This window comes from Haloarcula sp. H-hyl6, assembly GCF_056934455.1.
The window spans coordinates 304,078-326,949 of sequence record NZ_JBRIIK010000003.1 but is presented as its reverse complement, the minus strand read 5'-3'; the positions used below and the strand labels follow the sequence as shown (position 1 = coordinate 326,949).

22 protein-coding genes are annotated in these 22,872 nt (G+C 61.5%); 9 read left to right on the top strand and 13 right to left on the bottom strand.

The genetic code is table 11. The features are described from left to right. Positions 1 to 176 precede the first annotated feature (176 nt). The 5 genes from Hhyl6_RS19965 to Hhyl6_RS19945 all read right to left on the bottom strand — a co-directional run bounded on the left by Hhyl6_RS19965 (position 177) and on the right by Hhyl6_RS19945 (position 5,585). The gene (locus Hhyl6_RS19965) at positions 177 to 1,232 is read right to left on the bottom strand and encodes a TrmB family transcriptional regulator (protein WP_483741009.1); all 1,056 of its coding nucleotides are present in this window, start codon (positions 1,230 to 1,232) and stop codon (positions 177 to 179) included. 25 nt (positions 1,233 to 1,257) lie between these two features. Further along, positions 1,258 to 2,418, bottom strand: coding sequence for an ABC transporter ATP-binding protein (locus tag Hhyl6_RS19960; protein ID WP_483741008.1), 1,161 nt, complete (start codon positions 2,416 to 2,418; stop codon positions 1,258 to 1,260). A 62-nt stretch (positions 2,419 to 2,480) separates the two neighbouring features. Further along, the gene (locus Hhyl6_RS19955; protein ID WP_483741007.1) at positions 2,481 to 2,930 is read right to left on the bottom strand and encodes a hypothetical protein; all 450 of its coding nucleotides are present in this window, start codon (positions 2,928 to 2,930) and stop codon (positions 2,481 to 2,483) included. Then, positions 2,927 to 3,619 (bottom strand): DUF624 domain-containing protein, encoded by a 693-nt coding sequence (locus Hhyl6_RS19950; RefSeq protein ID WP_483741006.1) that lies wholly within the window; start codon positions 3,617 to 3,619, stop codon positions 2,927 to 2,929. The genes Hhyl6_RS19955 and Hhyl6_RS19950 overlap by 4 nt, the downstream gene beginning before the upstream one ends. Before the next feature lie 40 nt (positions 3,620 to 3,659). Further along, positions 3,660 to 5,585: an amylo-alpha-1,6-glucosidase gene (locus Hhyl6_RS19945; RefSeq protein WP_483741005.1), complete on the bottom strand. Its 1,926-nt coding sequence runs from the start codon at positions 5,583 to 5,585 to the stop codon at positions 3,660 to 3,662. A 112-nt stretch (positions 5,586 to 5,697) separates the two neighbouring features. Between Hhyl6_RS19945 and Hhyl6_RS19940 the strand changes: the two genes are divergently transcribed. From Hhyl6_RS19940 to Hhyl6_RS19930, 3 genes are read left to right on the top strand one after another with little or no spacing between them, the layout of a single operon-like run. Continuing rightward, positions 5,698 to 7,044, top strand: coding sequence for an ABC transporter substrate-binding protein (locus tag Hhyl6_RS19940; protein WP_483741004.1), 1,347 nt, complete (start codon positions 5,698 to 5,700; stop codon positions 7,042 to 7,044). Between the two features lie 7 nt (positions 7,045 to 7,051). Then, positions 7,052 to 8,071, top strand: coding sequence for a carbohydrate ABC transporter permease (locus Hhyl6_RS19935; RefSeq protein WP_483741003.1), 1,020 nt, complete (start codon positions 7,052 to 7,054; stop codon positions 8,069 to 8,071). After that, positions 8,071 to 8,937 carry a carbohydrate ABC transporter permease gene (locus Hhyl6_RS19930; RefSeq protein WP_483741002.1) on the top strand — a complete coding sequence of 289 codons (867 nt, stop codon included), beginning with the start codon at positions 8,071 to 8,073 and terminating at the stop codon, positions 8,935 to 8,937. The genes Hhyl6_RS19935 and Hhyl6_RS19930 overlap by 1 nt, the downstream gene beginning before the upstream one ends. A 107-nt stretch (positions 8,938 to 9,044) precedes the next feature. Here Hhyl6_RS19930 and Hhyl6_RS19925 read toward each other — a convergent pair whose 3' ends face one another. Beyond that, entirely contained in the window at positions 9,045 to 9,533 is a 489-nt protein-coding gene (locus Hhyl6_RS19925; protein WP_483741001.1) for a hypothetical protein, read from the bottom strand. 106 nt (positions 9,534 to 9,639) lie between these two features. Here Hhyl6_RS19925 and Hhyl6_RS19920 point away from each other — a divergent pair, with 106 nt between their 5' ends. Together Hhyl6_RS19920 and Hhyl6_RS19915 are read left to right on the top strand one after the other, a co-directional pair. Beyond that, a complete protein-coding gene (locus Hhyl6_RS19920) occupies positions 9,640 to 10,167 on the top strand; it encodes a dual specificity protein phosphatase family protein (RefSeq protein WP_483741000.1) in 528 nt (175 codons plus the stop codon). Between the two features lie 162 nt (positions 10,168 to 10,329). Continuing rightward, complete coding sequence (locus Hhyl6_RS19915; protein ID WP_483740999.1) at positions 10,330 to 11,145, top strand: IclR family transcriptional regulator; 816 nt, start codon at positions 10,330 to 10,332, stop codon at positions 11,143 to 11,145. 241 nt (positions 11,146 to 11,386) lie between these two features. Here the strand turns inward: Hhyl6_RS19915 and Hhyl6_RS19910 are convergent, their stop codons facing one another. The 5 genes from Hhyl6_RS19910 to Hhyl6_RS19890 form a co-directional block, all read right to left on the bottom strand. Further along, complete coding sequence (locus Hhyl6_RS19910) at positions 11,387 to 11,584, bottom strand: hypothetical protein (RefSeq protein WP_483740998.1); 198 nt, start codon at positions 11,582 to 11,584, stop codon at positions 11,387 to 11,389. A gap of 176 nt (positions 11,585 to 11,760) precedes the next feature. Beyond that, a complete protein-coding gene (locus tag Hhyl6_RS19905) occupies positions 11,761 to 12,795 on the bottom strand; it encodes a zinc-dependent alcohol dehydrogenase (RefSeq protein ID WP_483740997.1) in 1,035 nt (344 codons plus the stop codon). A 72-nt stretch (positions 12,796 to 12,867) separates the two neighbouring features. Further along, positions 12,868 to 13,626, bottom strand: coding sequence for an ATP-binding cassette domain-containing protein (locus tag Hhyl6_RS19900; RefSeq protein ID WP_483740996.1), 759 nt, complete (start codon positions 13,624 to 13,626; stop codon positions 12,868 to 12,870). Next, a complete protein-coding gene (locus Hhyl6_RS19895; RefSeq protein ID WP_483740995.1) occupies positions 13,623 to 14,600 on the bottom strand; it encodes an ABC transporter permease in 978 nt (325 codons plus the stop codon). Before Hhyl6_RS19895 ends, Hhyl6_RS19900 begins: the two co-directional genes overlap by 4 nt. A 10-nt stretch (positions 14,601 to 14,610) precedes the next feature. Further along, complete coding sequence (locus Hhyl6_RS19890) at positions 14,611 to 15,501, bottom strand: substrate-binding domain-containing protein (protein WP_483740994.1); 891 nt, start codon at positions 15,499 to 15,501, stop codon at positions 14,611 to 14,613. Between the two features lie 481 nt (positions 15,502 to 15,982). On the opposite strand from Hhyl6_RS19890, the gene Hhyl6_RS19885 reads away from it, so the two are divergent. After that, positions 15,983 to 17,002 carry a substrate-binding domain-containing protein gene (locus Hhyl6_RS19885; RefSeq protein WP_483740993.1) on the top strand — a complete coding sequence of 340 codons (1,020 nt, stop codon included), beginning with the start codon at positions 15,983 to 15,985 and terminating at the stop codon, positions 17,000 to 17,002. 504 nt (positions 17,003 to 17,506) lie between these two features. Here Hhyl6_RS19885 and Hhyl6_RS19880 read toward each other — a convergent pair. Both Hhyl6_RS19880 and Hhyl6_RS19875 read right to left on the bottom strand, forming a co-directional pair. Then, complete coding sequence (locus Hhyl6_RS19880; protein WP_483740992.1) at positions 17,507 to 18,649, bottom strand: ABC transporter ATP-binding protein; 1,143 nt, start codon at positions 18,647 to 18,649, stop codon at positions 17,507 to 17,509. Between the two features lie 3 nt (positions 18,650 to 18,652). Beyond that, the gene (locus Hhyl6_RS19875) at positions 18,653 to 19,477 is read right to left on the bottom strand and encodes a sugar phosphate isomerase/epimerase family protein (protein ID WP_483740991.1); all 825 of its coding nucleotides are present in this window, start codon (positions 19,475 to 19,477) and stop codon (positions 18,653 to 18,655) included. 96 nt (positions 19,478 to 19,573) lie between these two features. Between Hhyl6_RS19875 and Hhyl6_RS19870 the strand changes: the two genes are divergently transcribed. Genes Hhyl6_RS19870 through Hhyl6_RS19860 form a run of 3 tightly spaced genes read left to right on the top strand, consistent with a single transcriptional unit; the run spans position 19,574 to position 22,826 of the window. Beyond that, a complete protein-coding gene (locus tag Hhyl6_RS19870) occupies positions 19,574 to 21,061 on the top strand; it encodes an ABC transporter substrate-binding protein (RefSeq protein WP_483740990.1) in 1,488 nt (495 codons plus the stop codon). 5 nt (positions 21,062 to 21,066) lie between these two features. Next, on the top strand, positions 21,067 to 21,972 hold the full coding sequence (locus Hhyl6_RS19865) for a carbohydrate ABC transporter permease (RefSeq protein WP_483740989.1): 906 nt from the start codon (positions 21,067 to 21,069) through the stop codon (positions 21,970 to 21,972). Positions 21,973 to 21,974: 2 nt separating this feature from the next. Next, positions 21,975 to 22,826: a carbohydrate ABC transporter permease gene (locus Hhyl6_RS19860; protein ID WP_483740988.1), complete on the top strand. Its 852-nt coding sequence runs from the start codon at positions 21,975 to 21,977 to the stop codon at positions 22,824 to 22,826. The last annotated feature ends 46 nt before the right edge of the window (positions 22,827 to 22,872 follow it).

The following is a 22,872-nucleotide window of genomic DNA, read 5'->3' as shown; positions in this document are numbered from 1 at the left end:
CATCGTAATACTTCCGTCCAATGACCAACGGACGTCTCTATGGGGTTCAAGACTCACCCCGTTGAGTTTCGCTGCGAGCGTCAAGCACTCGTCGAGCGGGGCTACGATGTCTCGGCTACAGGAGTGTACAACTGAGAAAAGTCTGTGACCCATATTTCGCACACAGAAGCGCGCCCTTAGTCTATCGCCTCGACCACGAATCGGCGTGCCTCGATGTCTTCCAGCATCGCACCCCAACCACCGACCGCGAACGTTTCCTCGGGCGTTTCGAGGGTTATCGTCGCTTCATCCGTGAAAGTCGCTAGCGCGGGTCCGTTTTGACCGGCAGTGTAGCGGATGTCGAGGACGCGGCCCGTGAGTTCACGTTCGACGCCGTCCCTGCGGGCCTGTCCCTGAACCGTCAGGACGACCTCGCTGCCCGCGTCGACGTCGTCGACGATGTCCCGGATGCACTCGCGAATGTTCGTGTAGGTCCGCGGAAGACCGCTATCGCGTTCGCTGTACACCTGAGGCCACGGCTCCCAGAAGGCGGTCTGGAAGTACCAGTCGAACATCCGTGAGAGCGAATAATCGTTGACGAGGAGACCGTATTCCTGCTGAGGATGGAGTGACTCCTCGGGCGTGAAACTCACCGCCATGCGGTCGACAAGGACGAGAAACGGCGTGGGGAGGCGCCGATGTCGGGCTTCCGTCACCGCGCCTTCGAAATCGAGGTCGGGGAGTTCTTCGACACCCGTCAGAGTTGCCTTCACGACGACATCCCGTTCACGGGCAGCCACGAGGTGCTCTCTGAGTTCTTCGAACTGTGCGGGTGTGAGCGCAATCTCTATCTCGTTGACCGCGTCGGCAATCTGTTCTTCCGCTCGGTCGTATATCGTCGAGACGGGCCTGATGACGCTCACTTGGTGGTTTTCGACAGTCGGTGCCTCCCAACGGTCGCGCAGTTCTGCTCCTGCCTCGGTGACGGTATCGGCGTAGGCGTCGAGTTTCTCGACGACCTCCTCCGGGTCACGTGCTCGGGCGTGCAGACTGCCGCGTTCGTAGGTTTCGACGTAGCCGCGCCCCTCCAGATTACGCAACACGTCGTAGATACGGGCCTGTGGAACGCCGCTCGCGTCGGCAATCTCTGTCGCGGACGCACTCCCGAGTTCGAGGACGGTGACGTACGCCTCGGCTTCGTACTGCGTCAACCCGATGTCTTCGAGCGTCGTTCGGAGCGTCTCCGTGTCCATTACCGAAACCTGTGCTGTGGCGTCGCTAAAGCGTGACGCCTTCAGGAAGGGATTCCGTCGAGACGGCACGGTTGAAGACGGCAGTGCCGGTGTCGCCGTCAAAGGCGTGGGTTCGGTCACGTGGGAATCGGAGGCGGACGCGCTGTCCGAACTCGATGTCGTACTCTCCGGAGACGGATGCGACCACGTCTGTCTCGCCGACGGTGACGTGCAGCAGGTTCTCCCGGCCCATCGGTTCGACCACGTCGACGGTCGCTTCGACGGTGTCCGGTCCGGATTCGGTGGCGAGTTCGACGTCTTCGGGCCTGATACCGAGAGCGACGTCTCTGTCGTGGTCGCCGAGTCTCGTCTGTTGTCTGTCTGTGAACGCGTACTCGATACCGTCGGCGGTACCGACGCCCGACCGCGCGTCGTACGAAAGGTCGAGGAAATTCATCGACGGAGAGCCGATGAACCCCGCGACGAATCGGTTCTCGGGTTCGTGGTAACACTCGAGTGGCGTGCCGAGTTGCTGAAGTTGCCCGTCGTTAAGGACGGCGATTCGGTCACCCATCGTCATCGCCTCCGTCTGGTCGTGGGTGACGTAGACGGTGGCGACGCCCAGTTGCTCGTGGAGTTGCTGGAGTTCGGTCCGCATCTCTGTGCGGAGTTTCGCGTCGAGGTTCGACAGCGGTTCGTCCATCAGGAAGACTTCTGGTTCCCGAACGATGGCGCGTCCGAGGGCCACGCGCTGCTTCTGGCCGCCCGAGAGTGCATCCGGCCGTCGGTCGAGAAGGTCGGTGATGCCGAGCATTCCGGCGGCTTCCTCGACCCGCCGACCTATTTCGTCGTCCGGCAGGTCCGTCGCCATCTCGAGGCCGAATCGCATGTTCTCCTCGACGGTCTTGTGCGGGTACAGCGCGTAGTTCTGGAACACCATCGCGATGTCCCGGTCTTTGGGCTTCTGCTCGTTGACGACGGTGTCGCTGATGCGGACCTCGCCATCGCTCACCTCTTCGAGGCCGGCTAAGAGCCGGAGCGTCGTCGACTTCCCGCATCCCGACGGGCCGACGAGGACGAGAAATTCCCCGTCTCTGACCGCGATGTCGAGGTCGTCGACCGCGATGACGTCGCCATCGTCGGCGTCGAACCGTTTGGTGACGCCATCGTACTCGACGGCCATGTGTGTCTCTTCAGCACTCGCCATGTTCTACCACTACGGTCACACTCCCGCGACTTAGTTGTTACTACTCCAGTAGTGATAGCGTTTCAGCCCGTCAATCCCACTAACCACGGGATAAACGCTGGAGACAGATAGAGGAACCACTGGACGGTCCACGCGATGCCGAGCCAGAGGAGCCCCCACGGGGCGGAAAAGAAGACGGGACGAACCGGCCAGCGTGCGCCAGTGTGTGTCGATTCGCGGGGATAGGCATAATCCGCGAGGAAGTGAAGCGCCATCCCGACCGTGACGAAGTGTATGCCCGTCATTATCGATGGTGTGAGCAGGCCGACTCGCTGAAGTCCCGCATACGCCAGCGCCGGTACCAGGAACGTGTGTAGCACCCACGACCGGTGATACCGTTCTGCGAGCGCATCCAGTTCGGGTAAGAGCGTTCCTGCCAGAAGTGGGACGACCACCACCGGATGGTGGCCCACGGCGACGGCGACGAAAGCCACGGGCACCGTGCTCGCCACGTGCTGTTCCAGACGAGTCACGAGTCCCCTCCGACGTGGAGTTCGCCCTGATAGGCTCGAACGACCCGAAGCGCACCGCCGCCAGTACTTTCCTCGTAGGCGACGACTTCGAGGACCGCCAGCAACCCCGGCAACAGGAGGAGGACGGCGATACCGAGACCGATACAAATCACGCCCAAGAGCGCGGCGAACGAAGCTTGCAACACGGTGAACGACGGGGTCGAGAGCGCGTGTTTGGCCGCGTCCCAGAGGGCGAGACGTGCCGAGGGAGCCCCCTCACGGACGAATAGCGTCGCCGCTCGGAACACGACGACGACAGCGAGCACTATCCCGTACAGCCCCACGAGAGTCCCGACGAGGAGCGCGCCGTTCCCAGTGCTGACAGCCAGTTGTGCGTACCAGAGCGTCGTCACCACGACGGCGACCAGCAGTACGCCGAGCGGTAGACCGCGCCTGAACTCTTCGGTGAACGTCTGCCGGAACCGCCGGAGTCGGTCTCGTTCGGTCACCTTTCGCCCGTCGGTCCGACCCGTGACTCCCTCTGTCATAGCGGCGACCAATGCGAGAACTGCGGGGCCGAGCGTGACGACAGGGAGGCTGACTACCCAGAAGGCGACGCTCAGGAGGACGACGCTCACGAGGTCCGAATACGTCGCTCTCCCGAAGGCTGCGAGCGCTCCGGCGGGGTTCAGTCGTGGTCGGTCAGTCATGGGCTCTGTCTATCCCCTGTATTCGGTATTCGTAAAGCCGTTACTCCACGACGAGAGACGGGTCTACTGGCCGACCGTGGACGGCACGCAGACAGGCCAGCGGTGCGGCAGCGGCCCACGCCTGCGGTTCGCACGCCTCGCCGTACGTCACCGGTACGTCCGTCTCGGTCCGGTCGAACCCGGCAAACAGTTCCGGAAGCCGGTCGTTCCCGCGAGAACGAGCGGCGGCGACTAGTCCCTCCGCAATCTTCTCAGCGGCGTTCTCACGTCCGTAGCGGGCCATCCCGAGCGCCACTACCGAGTTGTCGTGTGGCCAGACGCTCCCGAGGTGGTAACTCTGCGGGTTGTACGCGTCGTGCGAATCGGCGAACGTCCGAAGGCCCCACCCGGTGAACATGTCGGGTTCCAACAGACGGTCGACGACGGCATCAGCACGGTCCTCGGGAACGATACCGCTCCACAGGCAGTGGCCAGGGTTCGTCGTCACCGCCGGAATCGGCGTCCCGTCCCCGTCGACGCCGACGGCGTAGAACGATTCCTCGGGGAGCCAGAATCGTTCGTCGAACCGCGACTGCAGGCTATCGGCCGCCTCGACCAACGGTGCAACACTGTCACTGTCGCCGACTGCATTGGCCAGTTCCGCTCCACGACGCATCGCGTCGTAGGCGTACCCCTGAACCTCGGCGACGGCAAGCGACCCAGTCGGATGCGCACCGTCGGGATAGACGATACCGTCGCCGCTGTCTTTCCAGGCCACGTGGCGGAGGCTCCCGGCACCCTCGGTGTCGAGTTCGTAGTCGACGAAGCCGTCGTCGCCCTGCCCGTACCTGTTGAGCCACGTCAGGGCGCGGTCGACGGCGGGCCACATCTCGGCGGCGAACTCGTCGTCACCGGTCCAGCGCCACGTCTCGTGTACGAGGACGACGAACAGCAACGTCGCATCGACAGTCCCGTAGTAGGGTCGGTGTGGGACGAGTTCGCGCGCGGTGAGTTCGCCGTGGCGAATCTCGTGAAGTATCTTCCCCGGTTCGGCGTCCCGTTCGGGGTCGAGTTCAGTCGCCTGGTGGGTCGCCAGATACCGGCAGGTCCCCTTCGCAACGTCCGTCGTGAGTGGGAGTGCCTGATAGGCGGCGATGAGCGAATCACGGCCGAATGCGGTGGCGAACCACGGGACACCTGCCGAGAATACGGGTCCGTGCTCGGTATCGAGGCACAGTTCCAACAGGTTCTCACGGCTCTCGACGAGAACGTCCGCCCATGCCTCGTCGCGGGCGGGGAGGTTCGTGCCAGCCCGCCACTCTTGTTCGCGGGTCCGAACTGACTGCGCCGCTGATTCGAGGGCGTTCCTAGGGTCGTCGACCGGCATCGACGGCGTAACGGCGACCGCTACTTCCCGTGACTCACCCGGAGCGAGCGTAAGCGTCGTCTCGAGTGTCGCCGAGCCCCGGTCTCCCGTCGTCGTCGAGACGGCCATCTCGTCAGGGCCGTCGACGCTGATGCCCACCGTTCGGGAGAAGTCGACGTCGTCGGGTTCGTAGCGGAATACGACGCCCGAGTCGTGCGGTACGTGGTCGATGGTTCGGTCGACGTCGGCGCACATCCCTCTGACTTCGAAGAGGTCGTCGAACTGCGTGCCCAACGACAGTGTCAGCGTCGTCTCCGCGAGCTCGTTCGTCAGATTCGATACTGTGAGACGTTCGTAGAGTGCGTCAGTAACGAACTGGCGACGGCTAACGTGGAGCCGCCGTGCACCGACTTCTAACGGCGTCCCGAAGTGCAGTAACCGTTCACCGGGTCGCACGTCGACTACTTCCAACGATTCGAGGTCCGCCGACAGTGACACGTCGTACCGGTCGAGGTGCCGGACGTCCCGATGGTAGAACCCGTCGTGGTCCCGTGTCGGTCGTCCGTCCTCGTCGGTGACGAGGAAGGTCGAACCTGTGACCACCGTGCTATCGGTCTTCATCGTTCCCGGATTACTCGAGGGGGCATATAAAACCCCGAGTCTATTACTACTGGAGTAGTGGGAACAGCGGTAGATTTAATATGCACCCTCCAAACGTTCTGCACGAACGTCCATGCCAGAACGTAACGACAGTCAGCGGTTGACCCGGCGACGGTTCGTCGGTGGAGTCGGTAGCGCAGGCGCAGCAGCGCTGCTGGCCGGTTGTAGCAACGACGGTGGTGGCGACTCGGGAAGCGGTAGTGGGAGTGGCGGGAGCGAACAGACGACCGACGGGACGTCGACCCCCATCAGCGCCGACATCACCCTCTCTGGGTGGGCGGCCAACAACGAGGAGTCTGCGCTCCTGCAGGACCTCGTCTCGGAGTTCGAATCCAGTCACGATGGCATCTCCGTCGACTACAACCCGATTCAATCGGAGTACAAACAGAAAATCAAGACCCAACTCGGGGCGGGCAACGCACCGGACGCGTTCTACGTCGACTCGTCGTACTTCCCCTCGTTCGCAGACGCTGGTGTGTTGTTGTCGATGGAGTCGCTAGCGAACTCGGAGTCGTTCAACACCGAGGACTTCTTCCAACCGTTGCTCGACGCGTTCCGGTTCGACGGCACACTGTACGGCATTCCCAAGGACTTCTCGACGCTGGGACTGTTTCACAACACCGCGATGTTCGAGGAAGCGGGTATCGAGCCACCCGAGACGTGGTCGGACCTCGAAGACGCACTCTCCGCACTGAAGGACAACGTAAGCGCCGAGAGTTTCCAAGCCCCCATGATAGAGTACGCCAACGGCCGGTCGTGGTGGGCGTTCCTCTATCAGAACGGCGGTCAAGTGCTCTCTGACGACGGCAGCGAGGCCGTCTTCGCCTCCGATGCCGGTGTCGAGGCGCTCGAGTATCTCGTCGGCCTCAAGGAGGACGGTCTGCTCGCCGTGCCGAGCGACCTCGGGGCCGGGTGGCACGGTGCCGCACTCGCCAGTCGCGAGGTCGGCGTCGCCATCCTCGGACCGTGGGGCCTGCCGTTCGTCGAGGGATACGAGGACGACCCGTCTATCAACGAGGAGGTCGACGTCGCACACCTGCCGACACCGAGTGATGGCCAAAAGGCGACTATCGCGTACACCGTCTCCTACAGCGCGTCGGCCCAAACAGACAGTCCAGCAGCCACTCGCGAACTCGTCGGCAGTCTCACCAACGACGAGGGGATGGCGAGTTGGGCACGCAAGGGACTCGCCCTCTCCGCCCGCAAGTCGCATGCGGACCTCGAGTACTACCAGAACCATCCTCGTCGGAAAGCCCTGCTGGAAGCGGGCGAGTGGTCACACCCCTTCTCCTTCGGTCCCAACAGCGAGGCAATCGTCAACCGAGTTCGCCCCCAGTTGGAAGCCGCGATGCTCGGCGAGAAATCCCCGTCCGACGCCCTCTCGACGGCACAAGAATCCATCAACTCCGAGGTCCTGTAACCCCGCCATGGCGACCGAGAGCCAGCAGTCTCGACTCGCGGACGTTCTCGCCAACGCGAGGCACTTCCTCGGGGTGGCCAAGCGCCGAATCGGCATCCGCGACGACCAGAACAACCTCATGGGCTTCGCGTTCGTCGCGCCGAACATCGTCGTCTTCTCGGCGTTCCTGCTCGGCCCGGTGCTGTACGCGTTCTACATCTCCTTTCAGGAGTGGAGCATCCTCGCCGGAGCGGGACAGTGGGTCGGACTCGCGAATTACTTCGAGGTCCTCCAGCCGCTACCACTGACGTACCAGAGCGGCAGTATCGTGTGGCAACCGGAGGTGTTCACCGACCCCTCGGCGAGCCTCTGGTGGTACTCACTGAAGAACACCTTCGTGTACGCCATCGGCACCGTCCCGCTACAGATATTCGGTGGGCTCGCCGTCGCGCTGATGCTCGACAAGCGCGTTCGGTTCAAGAAGACCTACCGGGCGGCGTACTTCATGCCCGTGATGCTCTCGGGGGCCGCGTCCGCGGTGATGTGGCGCTGGTTCCTCGCCGGCGACGGCGTCATCAACGGGCTCCTGCCCTCGTTTCTCGAACACAACTGGGCCGGTGACCCCCAGACGGCCCTGGGTGGCGTGATGCTGATGGCCATCTGGGGCGGCATCGGGTCGAACATGATTTTCTTCCTCGCGGGGTTACAGAACATCCCAGAGGAACTGTACGAGGCCGCCCGTATAGACGGGGCTAGCCAATGGCACCGATTCCGGCACGTCACGTGGCCCAGCCTCGGCAACACGAACTTCTTCGTCTTCGTGATGGCCATCATCTCGGCCTTCCAAGTGTTCGGCATCGCACTCGTGTTCTCTCAGGGGGGTCCGGTCTACGCGACGACGACGACAGTCTTGCTCATCTACCAGCGTGCCTTCGAGGAAGGTGCCTTCGGTGAGGGAGCGGCGATGGCGTTCGTTCTCTTCCTCATCATCTTCACCTTCAGTTACTACCAGTATCGCTATCGCGACCAAGCGGAGGTGAGTTACTGATGGCCCGGTCGGACTACGAATACCCCGGCTACAAGCGCTCAGGGCCAGCGTACTGGTCGAAGACGGCGTTGCTGTACGCCGCCGTCACGGCCGGTGCGCTGTGGATGACGCTTCCGTTCTGGTGGACTCTCACCACGTCGCTGTCGGCGACGCCTACCGCAGCGACGGTGTCGTTCATTCCCGCCGAGTTCACGCTGGAGAACTTCGTGACGCTGTGGGAACGTCCGGACATCCCGCTGGTCCGGTGGTTCCTCAACACCGTCCTGTTCGCCGGCGCGGTGACGGCGTTCAACCTCACGTTCGACTCGCTTGCGGGGTACGCTCTAGCGAAAGTCGACTTCTGGGGTCGCGAGAAGCTGTTCCTCGGGTTCATCTCGACGATGATGATTCCGGGGATGGTGACCCTCATCCCGGTGTACCTCATCCTCGTCGAACTCGGCTGGGTGAACACGTATCAGGGACTTATCGCGCCGCTAGTCGCCCAGCCGCTGGGTATCTTCCTGCTCCGTCAACACTTCAAGAGCCTGCCGTCAGCCCTCGGCGACGCCGCGAAGATAGACGGCTGCAACGAGTTCCAGACGTTCTACAAGATTTACCTGCCGCTGGCGAAACCCGCACTGGCGACGCTGGGTATCTTTACGTTCATGGGGACGTGGAACAACTTCCAGTGGCCGCTCATCATCGCCAACGACACGGAGATGTACACGCTCCCCATCGCGCTGTTCGCGGTTCGGAACCAGTACTTCGCCGAGTGGGGCCTGATGATGGCGGCGGCGCTCATTATCGTCGCGCCCGTTATCCTCGTGTTCCTCGCGGCGCAGAACTACTTCATCCGCGGGATGAGTCTCTCGGGGATGAAGGGGTAGTTCCGTCGCAGTTTTTCGAATTGTCGTGACACTCTACGCCCCGTATATGTCCTTAGTGACGGTTTTTGTGGTCGCGACTGCCTGTGAGTCCGTTTGAGAAGGAATAGTCACTCGTTCGAAGCGTTGCCCTCAGTCGCGGCTTCGAGCATTGTTACACGGTCGTCGAAATAGGCTGGCGCGTCCTGATCGCGTTCGAACTGAACGAGACGTTCCAGAGCCACCGACAGCTTTGGCGTCTCGGCCTGCAGCTGGTCGGCGAGTTCGAGATATCCGACCGCCAACTCCTCGAAGGCATCGCGCCGAGTTTGCTTCGCTTTGACCACAGCTTGCTTCTCTGCGAGATCAGCTTCCAGCTCTTCGAGAGCCATCAAGTCCTCATCAGTGCCAATCTCGGGTTTCTGTGGCGATTGGGAGCTGGCGACGCCACCATGGTCGTCCAACTGTGCACGCACGGCGGTTAGTTCTTCGTCGATTTCAGACAGTAGCGTGGACGCTTCCTCGTCGAGGGTTTCGATCCGTCCGCGAAGCAGTCGCGCCTGTGTCTGGCAATAGTCCACCAGTTCTGCAACAGTAGCTGCACTGCCGGTATCGCCCATGGTAGACATTTCGTTTCCATAGGGAAGCCAGTTCTTCTGCGGTCTGGGACCGGTGCAGTAAGGGTTTCCACGGTTCATCCGCGTAGCTATCTTTGACAGCGTAAGTATGGACGAGGTAGCGAAAGGAGTTTTCGTTGGGAGGGAAACTGACGCGAGTGACGAGTCACTGCTACAGACACGTGGCATCGACGACGTCGTCTCGCTCATACACAGGGGCACGAAGACAGGCGATGTAACGCGTGTCGACGTACCGGTGGTCGACGGGTCCCAGAACGGCTACCAGACAGTTGCCGAGGCTGTCCGGACGGTACTGGCACACTATGACGAGGAGCAGTGCGTCTCGATTTACTGTGCCGCAGGGTCGTCTCGCAGTCCGTCAGTTGCCGCCACGGCAATCACGTGCTTGACAGCGATTACGCTCCACGAGTCGTTCAATCAAGCCCTCGAACGACGGCGGGAAATCCACCCTCACGACGCTCTGGTCCGCCAAGCCGCTAGACGCACAATTTATTTGAGACTGTCTATACCAGAAGCGGCAAGAAAATCGGGTGTGATGCAAATATTTATCTATAATTTCGTCTCTATGTCTATAAAGTACGATAGATGGGCTCATCTTGGGCAATTATTACCATAAATAGCGGAGTTTTAGCAACGTATCTCGTCGAGTCGTTCGAGAGGAATCACTCCTGCGATAATCAGTACTTGAAGACCAGTGTGTCAGTAGCCAGTGACGTGGTACCGTACACCCCTAAGTCCCGAACGTCTAAGTAGTCCGGCAGTCAAATTTCGATACATCATGGACAACGACACGCGGCCCGCTGAAACGGTCGAAGCCGTCGAGCGGGCGGTCGGTGTCCTCAACGCGCTCAAAGATCTTGACGGAGCGGGCGTCACAGAACTATCGGAGTATCTGGGGATGTCTAAGAGCGGCGTTTACAAACAGCTCTCGACACTGGTCAAAACGGGGATGGTGACGAAACAGCAGACGGAATACCGGTTGAGTTTCCGATTCCTCCTGCTGGGTGAGTACGTCAAGACGAACAGCCAGTTGTACGCCATCGGGGCCGACGAAGTGGACAAACTGGCCGAGAAGAGCAACTACTTCGCCTACCTCACCGCGATGGACTCGGAGTACGCGTACTGTATCCACACCGCCGACGGTGAAGATTCCGTGGTGCCGAACCTCAGCGTCGGGAAGCAGATTACGCTCCACAGCTCTGCCGCGGGGAAAGCAATCCTTTCCCGGCTGTCCGACGCGAAGCGTGACCGGTTGCTAGACGGTACGCTGACCGGGAAAACCGAGAACACGATTACGGACCGAGAGACGTTGGAGGACGAACTCCAGACCATTCGACAGGAAGGCATCGCGTTCGAGGACGAGGAGAACGTTCCGGGGATGCGCGGCGTCGGTGCTCCCATCCTATCGGAGAACGGCGGCGTCGTCGGCGCCGTCGCCGTCTCTGGCCCCCTTTCCTTGTTGACAGAGGACCACTTCACCGAAGAGGTTCCGGCGCTGGTCAGGCAGACGAAGAACTTCGTCGAAGTCAAGTTCTCGCTCGAATCTCGTGACCCACTCGAAGAGGGGTCACACATCCCCGAAGACCTCTACTGACGGGTCTGTCGTGGTCGCCGTCGGTCGTCTATACCCCGGACGGTGTCGGTGGACAGGAAGAGAAACGTGATCATATCCGTCAGAAGTCGTCCGTCACGAGCGTACGCAGTCCATCGGCGAGGGTGGATTGTTCAACCTCGTACAATGAACTGTTACCGACAACGTACGTATAGCGAACTAGACCGGCGTCCTCCAGTGTGTCGACGTGTTCGTAGACGGTTTCGAGGGCAATATCTGCCCGCTAGCAGATCTGCGACGGGTTGCGTTCGGACCCTGCCACCCCGACCAGTGCCGTCAGTATCGTCCGTTCGACCGTCTCGCGCTCGCTGTACGACCCGAGCCACAGATGTGGCTCGACGTGGTTGACCCCGAGAGAGACGAATCGGTCTCCGTCGGGGCCGACGAACCACCACACGCTGTCGTCCTGTTCGAGCGTCACTACGTCGTCTGGGACCGTATCTGGTCCACTGTTAGCGCTGTGTGACCTTATACCGTGCGAGATGGCACCACAAAAACACGTTCGGTCCGTGGCCGGTCGAGAATTCGAAACCGGATCGCCACACTACGAACTTCTACGGCGACACGGTACCGCCGCCCAGAGCGGCCTACCGTCGATTACGGCGTGAAGATGACCTTCTGAGTCTCGTGGTTGTCGAACTTCCTGAACGCCTCTTGGACCTTCTCCTCCTCGAGTTGGTACTCGTGGGAGATTATCTCTTCTGCGCGGTCGTTACCGATCTTCTCGACGATGAACTCCGCGATTTCGGGCCATTCGTAGCTTCGGAAGTACCACGACCCCATGTAGTCGACCTTCTTGTGGATAAGGTCCTCGCTGGGGTTGAGCGTCACTTCGTCCGTCTCGCCGATCTGGGCGAACGTACCGTGTTTCTTCACCAGACCGAAGCCCATCTCGATACCCGGTTGCGCGCCCGAACAGTCGACGACGACATCGAGTCCGCGCCCGTTCGTAATTTCGTCGGTCCGTTCCTGCGCGTCTTCCTCCCCGGGGTCGACGGCGTACTCGGCACCGAGATCCAGGCCTTTCTCCCGCCGATGGTCGACGAGTTCGTACGCGACGACGTCGGCCCCCATCGCGTCGGCGTTGAGCACGCCGGCGAGGCCCATCGGTCCGAGACCGATGATGCCGACGGTATCCGTGCCGTTGACGTTGCACTCGTTGAGTGTGCTCCAGAGGTTGCCCAGAGCGTCCGTCGCGATGGCGCCGACCCCCATACTCATCTCGTCTGGCATCGGGTGGCAAGTCGAGGCTGGCGTGACGAGTTCCTCGGCGTCGCCACCGTGGCGGTCGAACCCCAGAATCTCGACGTCTGGGCAGAGATTCGGTTCGCCCTGCAGGCAGTACTCGCAGTGTTCACACCCCGCGAAGCAGTTGATGGCGACGCGGTCGCCCTCGGAGAGGTGGTCGACGTTGTCGCCCACTTCCGAGATTGTACCCGCAGGTTCGTGGCCGGGGACGACCGCACCCGCGGGCTTACTCCCAACAAGCGGGTTTCCGTTGTAGAGGCTCATGTCGCTCCGACAGAGCGCCGCCGCACCGATGTCGACGCGTACCTCGTCCGGGCCGAGCGGTTGGTTGTCCCAGTCCTGTACGTGTGCTTCCTTATCGCCTGGTAGTACGACTCCTTTCATAGGTAGTCACCTTCGTGTTTCGTGTACATATTTATTAGTTTTTTGATAGTTCTGTTACGTGTCGATTCGTTGTTAGTCGGCCGACTGACGGGCGCGCCCCATCATCATCCCCACGAGTTCGTCCTCGGTCACGTCGGTAAGGTCTTCGACGCCGACGAGTCGGCCGGACGCGAGAATCGCGGCCCGGTCGGCCACGTCGAACACCGCCTCGAGGTTGTGACTGATGAAGATGATCGTCACGTCCTGCTCGTTGAGGCGTTTGATGAGGTCCAGCACGCGCTGGGTCGCGTCCAGCGAGAGCGCGCTGGTCGGCTCGTCGAGGATGACGATGTCCGGGTCTGATTGGAGCGCACGTGCGATGGCGACGCTCTGTTGCTCACCGCCGGAGAAGTTCTTGACTGCACTGCCCGGGTTCAGGTCCAGTTCAAGACGTGCGAGCAGTTCCGACGCCTCACGCTCCATCGCGTCGTCGTCGACGAACCGGAGTAACTTGCCCAACGGGCCACTCTCAAGTATCTCGTTGCCGAGGAAGATGTTCTGTGCGACCGTCCGGTTCGGGGCGATGGCGAGGTCCTGATAGACTGTTTCGATGCCACGAGCCTCGGCATCGTTGTAGTTCCCGATGTCTGCCTGCTCGCCCCGGATGTAGATGCTTCCGCTGGTCTGCTGGAGGACGCCGCTGATTATCTTGATGAGGGTCGACTTGCCGGCGCCGTTGTCGCCGACGAGTGCGAGGACCTCGTTCTCCTCGATACCGAACGAGACGTCCTCCAGCGCCTGAATCTGTCCGAACTGTTTCGAGATGTGCTCTAGTTCGATGACGGAACTCATAGGAAGCTCCCCTCCTCGTCTCTGTCGCGGAGCGCGACGGCTGCGATGATGACGACGCCACGGATTAGCTGTTGCCAGCTAGAGCCAAAGCCCAGTAGCGTGAGGCCGTTGTCGATGACGCTGATGAGCAACGCACCGAGTATCGTCCCGACGATGCTCCCACGGCCACCGAACAGTGAGGTCCCACCGATGATAACCGCAGCGATGACCGCGAGTTCGATGCCCGACGCCATGTCGGCACGGGCCGCACCGAGTCGACCGATGAACAGCAGACCGGCGATACCGGCGGCCAGTCCCGCCAGCGCCAGCGTCATTATCTTCACGCGGTCGGTGTTGATACCCGAGTATCGAGCTGCCTGCTCCGAGTCCCCGGTCGCGTAGACGTGTCGGCCGAACCGGGTTCGCCAGAGTGCGATTCCGGCGACGATCGCCAGACCCAGCGCCCACAGGATGAGTGCGGGAACCGGACCGACCATCCCTCCGAACACCGACTCGAAAGCGGCGTTCCTGACGATGATAGGCTTTTGCTGAGAGACGATGAACGCGGCCCCGCGTGCGATACCCAGCGTCCCGATAGTCACGATGAACGACGGGATGCCGAATCGAATCGTCACGAGACCGTTCGCTATCCCGAACCCGAAGCCGACCAGCAACCCGACGACGGCCCCCGCGAGCGGGCCGACGGCGTTGATGACCAGCCCGGCCGAGACAGCACTCAGGGCCATCACGCCACCGATAGAGACGTCTATCTCCGCACTGATGATGACGTAGGTCATCCCAAGCCCGAGAACGATGACGATGGCCGTCTGCCGGATGATGTTCACGAAGTTCCCGACGGAGAAGAACACTGGACTCGTCGCAGTGAAGAGCGCTCCGAGGAGCACGATAGCGCCGGTCAGGAGCGCGAGTTCGCCGAACCGGCCGATCCGATCGCTGATCAGTTGCCCGATGTCCGAGGTTGATGTTGTCGCCATCAGTATGTACTCACTGGAACTGTGATGTGACCGTCTCCGGTGGCTCTTCTTTGAGTATCTCGGGGTACATCTCGAGCAGGTTCTGCCGTGCGACTGGTGGAGAGGGGAGGCCGATGTACGGTGGCGTCTCCTTCCCGAGGAGGGCTTTGGCCATCACGTCCACCTCGGTGAGTCCCTGTGCGTACGGTTGTTGGGAACCGACGCCCTTGAGCGGTGACTGCTCGGCCATCAACACGGCACTCCGTTCTCCGAGGTCACAGGACGTGACCGGGATGTTCATGTTCGACTGTCGGATGGCCTGGATGGCCTGTGCGCCCGGTGCGTCCACCCACGGTGCCCAGAGTCCTGCGGCGTCGGGGTTCGAGGTGAGCGCGTCCTGTGCGACCTGCAAGACTTTCCCCGGGTCGGTGAACCCGTAGGTCTTCACGTCGTAATTCCCACTCTCCTCCAGGACTTGTTTGGCTCCGGTCTCACGTTCGTCGACGACGTAGAACGGCACGTCGAACTCGAGGAAAATTATCTTCCCCGAGTCGACGAGTTCAGTCATCATCCGACCGCCAATGGTTCCCATGCCCCGGTTGTCGGCCGCGACGAGGCCGGCGTAGTCGTCGGGGTGTTGGAACCCCTCGGCGACGTTGTCCATGAAGACGATTTCCTTACCCGCATCGAGGACTGCCTGATACGCGTCCGTCGTCGCCGCCGTGTCGACCGGAATCGAGAACACGCCGTCGACGTTGTCCTTCTCGGCGACCGTTTCGAGAACGTTACTCTGCTTCTGTGCGGAGAAATCGGGATAATGGATGCCCGTGATGTTCATTCCCAGCTCGCCGGCCCGCTTCTTGATGGCCTCGCGCTGGAGTCGGACCCACGTGTCGCCCTTGTAGTGGAACACGATTTCCACGTTGAAGCCCTGGTTCTTAACCTCCGAAACTTCAGCATCCGAAAGTGCGACAGACTCGGGAGCGGCCGCCTCTTCTCCGTAGGGCCCCTGCCCGACGAGTCCATCGGGATCGATAGTATCGAGATCGAACGGCGGGACCTGGTTGGAACTGCCGCCATCGGAAGTGGTGCCCGAGTTACTATCTCCCGTGGTACCGTTGCTTCCGCCACCACCGCCGCCATCACCACTACACCCCGCAAGACCGATACCGAGACCGGCCGCTCCGATCCCTTTCAGAAACGCTCGACGGTTCTTCTGACTTGTCATGTTGGCACTCCAACCACCTGTTTCTGCCCCTCATATTTATAATTATTGTTCCGCCACGTGTAGCATCTTCCAGTTTGTCGTACAGGCGGCTACGCGGGAACGTCGAGACCCACCTCCCCGCTCAGGACTCGGCCGTCCACAAATACTATTACCGACGACGAACTGGTGTGTGACAATGAAAACAATTCTGTCTGGTAACCCAGTCGGGAAAGGTCCGACGGGTGACGACCCGTCGCCGGCAGAGGATGTGGTCCTCTCAGACCGGGACATCGAGCGCCTTCGGGCGGCGGACCACAACGTCGCCATCGTCTTCCACTACCTCAAGACGGATTACGTCCGGTTACAGTTGGACGGACTCACAGAACGGTTTGAGGAACTCGACATCCACGTCGAGGGAATATACGGGTCGGAGTTCGATGCGAGCAAACAGGTGGATATCCTCAATCGGCTCGCTATGAAAGACGTCGACGCACTGGTCTCTATCCCCATTGACCAGGTTGCAACCGCCAACGCGTACCGCAACGTTGCCGCTGCCGGGACGTCGATAGTCTTCATCGACAATGTCCCGCAAGGGTTCGAACACCCCCGGGACTACGCAGGGACTGTATCTTCGGACAATCAGGGGCTCGGCATCTTCGCCGGTCGACACCTCCGTGACAGAGTCGGCGCCGGAACTGTCGGGCTCATCACCTTCGACGCACCCTTCTACGTTACGTCGGCGCGCGAACAGGGCGTCCGTGACGTGCTCGAACCCGCCGAGGACGTGGCCATCGTCGCCAGGGGAGGCTTCACCGACCCCGACGAGGTATACGACGTCGCCAGCGACCTCCTCTCGACGAACCCGGATTTAGACGGGCTGTTCGTCAGTTGGGGTGACCCGCCGGGAATTCAGGCGGCCGACGCGGCACTCGACCGCGGCATGGACGACCTCGTCATCACCACAACGGGGCTGAGTAAGGATATGGCGACGAACATCGCTAAAGACGGTCCCATCAAAGCGACTGGTGCACAGTTCCCGTATCAACAGGGCCGAATCGAGGCAGACATGATCGCGAATTCGCTGCTGGCGAACAGCACCCCTCCGTTCATCGCGTCTGGTGTCCTCCCTATCCACCGCGACAACCTACTCGACCTGTATCCGACGTACTTCCAGACCGACCCCCCAGAAGAGATTGCGGCCTATTTCGACCAGTAACGCCCTCTTCTGAACCGTCTGCTACCGTTTTTCCTCCCAGCGAACGCCGTGTCCTACCCTCACTGTAACAGTGGTACGTTCGTTATCCGACTTCGAGTGTGGTTCGACAGTTGTACTAACATATGTACTTGCGTTATTCTTCATCGTTGAGACGGCAGTGATACTCATCGCTCCCTCGACTCACCGCCTTCCACTCGGAGTCAACGACACGACAGCGTTCTCTGCGAGGAAACGACTAGCACGGTTCGTCGAGGCGTAGTTTCACCGGATCGGTGTCGTATCACGGAGGCCTCCGGTCGTGTCACGTGTTCCGGTGGCTATGAGTCCCCCTGGCTCCGGTTCGCTGCTCGCGAACCCCTGCTCTATCAGGTTGTGCGGGCCGGCTGTTCCGTCTCAGGGGAAGCTGCGGCTGGCGTTCCTCGTGCAGTCCGTTAGACGAACTGCGCGCGCACCGGGAATCTGCGTCGCTACGGATTACGTGAGGGCATAAAAAACCGATGTGGGTCAGCCTGCGATTCCGCCGCCCTGAACCGACCTGTCCTCGGGGACGGCCCGCGTCCGCACCGCCTCGCCCGTCTCCGTCTCGAAGAGGTGGAGTCGGTCGTCGGGGAACCGCATCGTGACAGTCTCTCCGGCGGCGAACACCCGTTCGCCCTCGACTGTGGCGGTAATCGCCGTCCTGCCGACGGTCAGATAGACGTACGAGAGGTCACCCATCGGTTCCACGACGTCCACCGTCGCCTCGATAGCGTCGGCATCCTCGGCCGGCCCCGTCTCCAGGGTGACGTCTTCGGGCCGGATACCGAGCGTGACTGACTGCATCCCACCGACCGTGTCGGTGAGCGACGGCGTGACCGGCAAGGTGAACGAATCGTGTCGAAGCGTCTCGTTGTCGACGGTCACGTCGAGGAAATTCATCGACGGCGACCCGATGAACCCCGCGACGAATCGGTTCGCCGGCGCGTAGTAACACTCCAGCGGTGACCCTATCTGCTGCAGTTCGCCGTCGTCGAGGATGGCGATTCGGTCCGCCATCGTCATCGCTTCCGTCTGGTCGTGGGTCACGTAGATGGTCGTCGTCCCCAGTTCCGACTGGAGGCTCTGGAGTTCGGTCCGCATCTGTGTCCGGAGCTTCGCGTCCAGATTCGACAACGGCTCGTCCATCAGAAACACCGCCGGGTCGCGGACGATTGCCCGTCCGAGCGCGACGCGCTGTTGCTGGCCGCCGGAGAGTTCGCCCGGCCGCTTCTCCAGTAACGGTTCGATGCCCATCAACTCGGCTGCGGACTCGACGCGGTTTGCGATTTCGCGGTCAGTGTACTCGCCGGACATCTTCAGGCCGAACGACATGTTCTCTCGAGCGGTCATGTGAGGGTACAGCGCGTAGTTCTGGAACACCATCGCGATGTTGCGCTCACGAGGACTCTTCCCCGTGACCACGTCGTCTCCGATAGCGATGGTCCCCTCACTCACGGATTCGAGGCCGGCGATACACCGCAGGGTCGTCGACTTCCCACAGCCCGACGGCCCGACGAGGACGAGGAACTCACCGTCACGTATCTCGATGTCGAGGTCGGAGACGGCGACGATGTCTGCACCGTCGTCGTCGTACACTTTCGTCATCCGGTCGACAGTGACAGACGCCATGGGTCACTCCAGCATCGCCGAGAGGTTCTCGCGAGTGGTCAGTGCCGCCTCGTCGGGGTCGAGATGGCCGCCGAATATCTCTGCCGTGTAGTGACCGTCGTAGCCGACGTCGTCCAACTTGTCGAACATCGCACGGAAGGAGAGATCGCCCTCGCCCGGCGGGAGCCGGTCGGTGTCGGCGAGATGCAGGTGTGCGAGGTCGCTGCCCAGTTCCTCGACGTACGCGGCCGGGGATTCCCCGCGGTGGGCGGCGTGTGCGGTGTCCATCATCGCCGCCGCGCTGGGGGAGTCGACCTCGTCTAACAGTCGTAACTGCTGTTGAGTCGTCTCGATGAGGTTGACGTCGGCGGCGTTGGCCTCGATCGCGATCGTTTTGCCGCTACTCTCGGCGGCTTCGAGGACGTCTTCGAGGATCGCACGCTGGTTGGCCCACGCGTCCTCGAACCGTTGGCCCTGCAGCCGCCACCCGCCGACCCAGATGACCGTGTCGCTATCGAAGGCCTCGGCGACGTCGAGACAACCCATGTAGTGCTCGCGGGCCGCCTCCCGCTCTTCTTCGAGCGGGCTGGCCGGGTTGGGACCGGGCCCACCGCCCAGCGCCGGGCAGATGCTCGAAACCGTCAGGTCACTCGCGTCCAGTCGTTCCTGAATCGATGCCTTTCGTTCGTCGTTCATGTACTGCGGCCACGCGTGTGGCGACGCGGCGCCGAACTCTATAGAGTCGAACCCCGCGTCGTCGACGTGGTCGATCGCGTCTTCCAGCGTGTAACTCGGTGTCCACACTGGGAAACTAGCGTACAGCCAGGTGTTGATGCCTAGTCGAACCATCGCACGTATGAGATGCTAACTCATCATATTTAAATATTTGCCAATGGTCAGAATTGTACCCAAACGATTATATACTAATACTTGCACCAATATGGTATGCGTCGCAGTGACAGCCAGCACACAGTAGAGAGTACGACGCGGACTACCGCCAGCCACCGCCGGACGTTTCTGAAAGGCGGCGCCGCTGGCGCGGCAGCACTCCTCTCGGGGTGTATCGGTTGGGGAGACGGCGGGAGCGGTGGCGGCAATGGAGGGACGGAGACGGGCGGAACCGTTACCGACGGCGGCGACGAAGACCTCGCAGGGACGACCATCAACATGCTGGAGTACGCCGCCGCGCAGGCGGAGGCGACCCGGCAGGTCCTCCCACAGTTCGAGGAAGAGACGGGCATCACCGTCAACTTGGAGACGGCACCCTACGGCGACCTCATCTCCAAACAGTTCACGTCGCTGGAAGGCTCCTCCGGGAGCTACGACGTCATCGACGTCGACGTCCCGTACTGGCCCGCGTTCGTCAGTAACGACTGGATCCAGCCGCTGAACGACCGCCTCGCTCAGAGCGACCTGCCCCAGTCGGACTTCCTCCAGCGCGTCTGGGACGACACCGTCGTCTGGGGGACCCCCGACGACTACCTGAACCTCGACGCGGGCAACGTAATGGGCATCCCGTATCAGCCCAACGTCCTCACGCTGTACTACCGGAAAGACCTGTACGACGGGGCCGGACTCTCGCCGCCACAGACCCTCGCAGACTACCAGCGGGTCGCACGAGAACTGACCGACCCCGACCAGAACCGCTACGGTATGGCGATGATGGCCAAAGAGCACGAATCGCTCCTCGTCGAGTGGAAGAGCATGCTGTACGCCCGCGGCGGTCGCTTCTTCGAGGGCGAAACAATCGAGGGCGCACCCTTCGGTATCAGCGAGTCATGGAACCCCGTCTTCGACAACCAGACCGCCGTGGATACCCTGAAGTACTACAAGGAACTCGTCGAAGCGGACTACACGCCCGACGGCGTAACGAGTTGGGACTGGACGGACGTCACGCAGAACTTCATTCAGGGACGTCTCGCCACCGGACAGGCGTTCTCCAGTACCGCCCGCGTCGCGAACGACCCCGAACAGTCGGAAGTCGCGGGTAAGGTGGGGTACGCCCCGTACCCCGGGTCAGATGTCTCCGGAACCATGCTCCGGCGCCCACACTACGGGACGTGGTCGCTCTCTATCCCGAAGAATTCGCAGAAGAAACGCGCCGCGTGGCGGTTCATCGAGTGGCTCTCCAGCACGGACGTCCAGATAGAGCGCGCTCGCTACGGGGCTCAGCCGAGTCGTCAGTCCGCGTACGACCACCTCACCCAGTCCGGCAACGAGGTGTTCCAGACCTCGCCCGCGTTCTTCCAGGCACTGTACGAGGGACTCACGGAGTACGGCATCGGCCGACCGAAAATCAAGGGATACTTCGAGTGGTCCAGCACGATGCAGAAGTGGCTGACCCGGTCGATCACCCAGGGCATGGACCCACAGAAGGCCCTGTCGAACGCCGCCGACGACACCCGCCAGCTCCTAGAAGAACAGGGCTACTGAGGTCGATGTCGACACGCACACTCCCGTCGCTTGGCGGACTCACGTGGCAGTCTGTCGACCGTCGGACCGTATTCAAGTACGGGATGGTCCTGCCGGCATTCCTCTACGCCGTCGCGTGGATCGTCTACCCGATGGTGTTCCTCCTCAGACTGAGTCTCTCGGAGGGCGTCGGCGGCGCGTTCGTCGGACTTGAGAACTACGTCGGCGTGATTTTCAGTCCCTCGTTCCACGACGCCGTCGTCGCGACGCTACTGTTCGCGGTGCCGTCGGTCAGCCTTGAACTCCTCTTCGGGACGGCGCTCGCGATGGCGTACAACTCCGTCGACCGGTTCGAGCGATCGGTCCAGACCGTCCTTCTGTTGCCGATGGTGCTGAGTACGTTCGCCGTCGGGCTGATGTTCCGGTGGTTCTTCAGTTCGAATCTCGGTATCGTCAACTACCTGTTCGGCACTATCGGTCTGCCGGAACCAGTGTGGCTCAGTGACCCGCAGCTGGCGATGGTGACCGTCGTCGTTGCCGACATCTGGCAGTGGACGCCCTTCGTGTTCGTGCTGGTATACGCTGGCCTCCAGACGATTCCGGTGAGCCTCATCGAGGCGGCCAAGATAGACGGGGCGACCCGCCTCCAGCGGTTCCGATACATCATCCTTCCGCAGCTGTACCCCGTTTTGCTGGTGACGGCGCTCATCCGCCTCATCATGGCTTTCAAGGGCGGTGACAAGATATTCGCGATGACCGGCGGTGGCCCCGGCGGGTCGACGAAGACGCTCACGATGCTTATCTACGAGAACGCCTTCTCGTTCCTCAACACCGCGAACGCGGCCGCGATGTCGTTCCTGTTCCTGGTGTTCATCATCCTCGTGAGCAACGTGTTCATCGCCGCACTCTCACGAGTCAACGAGGCCAGATAACTATGAGTACGACATCCCCACTCGATACGGACGCACTGCTCGATAGAATCGGAACGCTGTTCGTCGCACTCGCGACGCTCGTGGCGCTGTTCCCCATCTACTGGATACTCACCCGGTCGGTAATGACGACACGCGCCTCGTTCCGACTGCCACCCATCTGGATTCCGGAGACGGTCACGCTCGACGCGTACGAGTCCATCCTGATTCAGGGCGCGTACTTCGACTACGTCGTCAACAGTCTCGTCGCGACGCTCATCGCCGTCGTCGTCGGTTTGCTACTGGGAATCCCCGCGACGTACGTCATCGTCCGGTACGATTTCGGACTGAACCTCGACCACCACCTGGGATTTTTCTTCCTCTCTATCTTCATGCTCCCGCCCATCGTCGCGACCATCCCGTACTTCAACATCTTCCGCGCACTCGGGTCGCTGGATAGCAGTCTCTGGCTCGGCCTCGTGTACGCCGTGTTCACGCTGCCGCTCATCGTCTGGTTCACCCGTGGGTTCATCGACGACATCCCCGACAGCCTCGGCGAAGCCGCGGAGGTCGACGGCGCGACCCACCTCCAGACGTTCTATCACATTTACCTCCCGCTCATCAAACCGGGCATCGGCGCCGCCGCCATCATCAGCTTCATCCTGACTTGGAACGAGTACTTCTTCGCGCTCGTACTGACCCGGACCGAAGCGAAGACTCTGCCCGTCGCTACTACCGAGTTCGTCGGCCAGTACAACATCGCGTGGAACGAACTCTCGGCCGGTATCGTCATCACTATCGCACCCGTCGCGGTGTTTCTGTTGGTGACTCAGCGGTACATCATCTCCGGATTGACCAAAGGAGCAGTCAAGGAGTGACCGTCCACGACGATCGATTGGGGAGCTCTGCCCGCCTACCCCCATC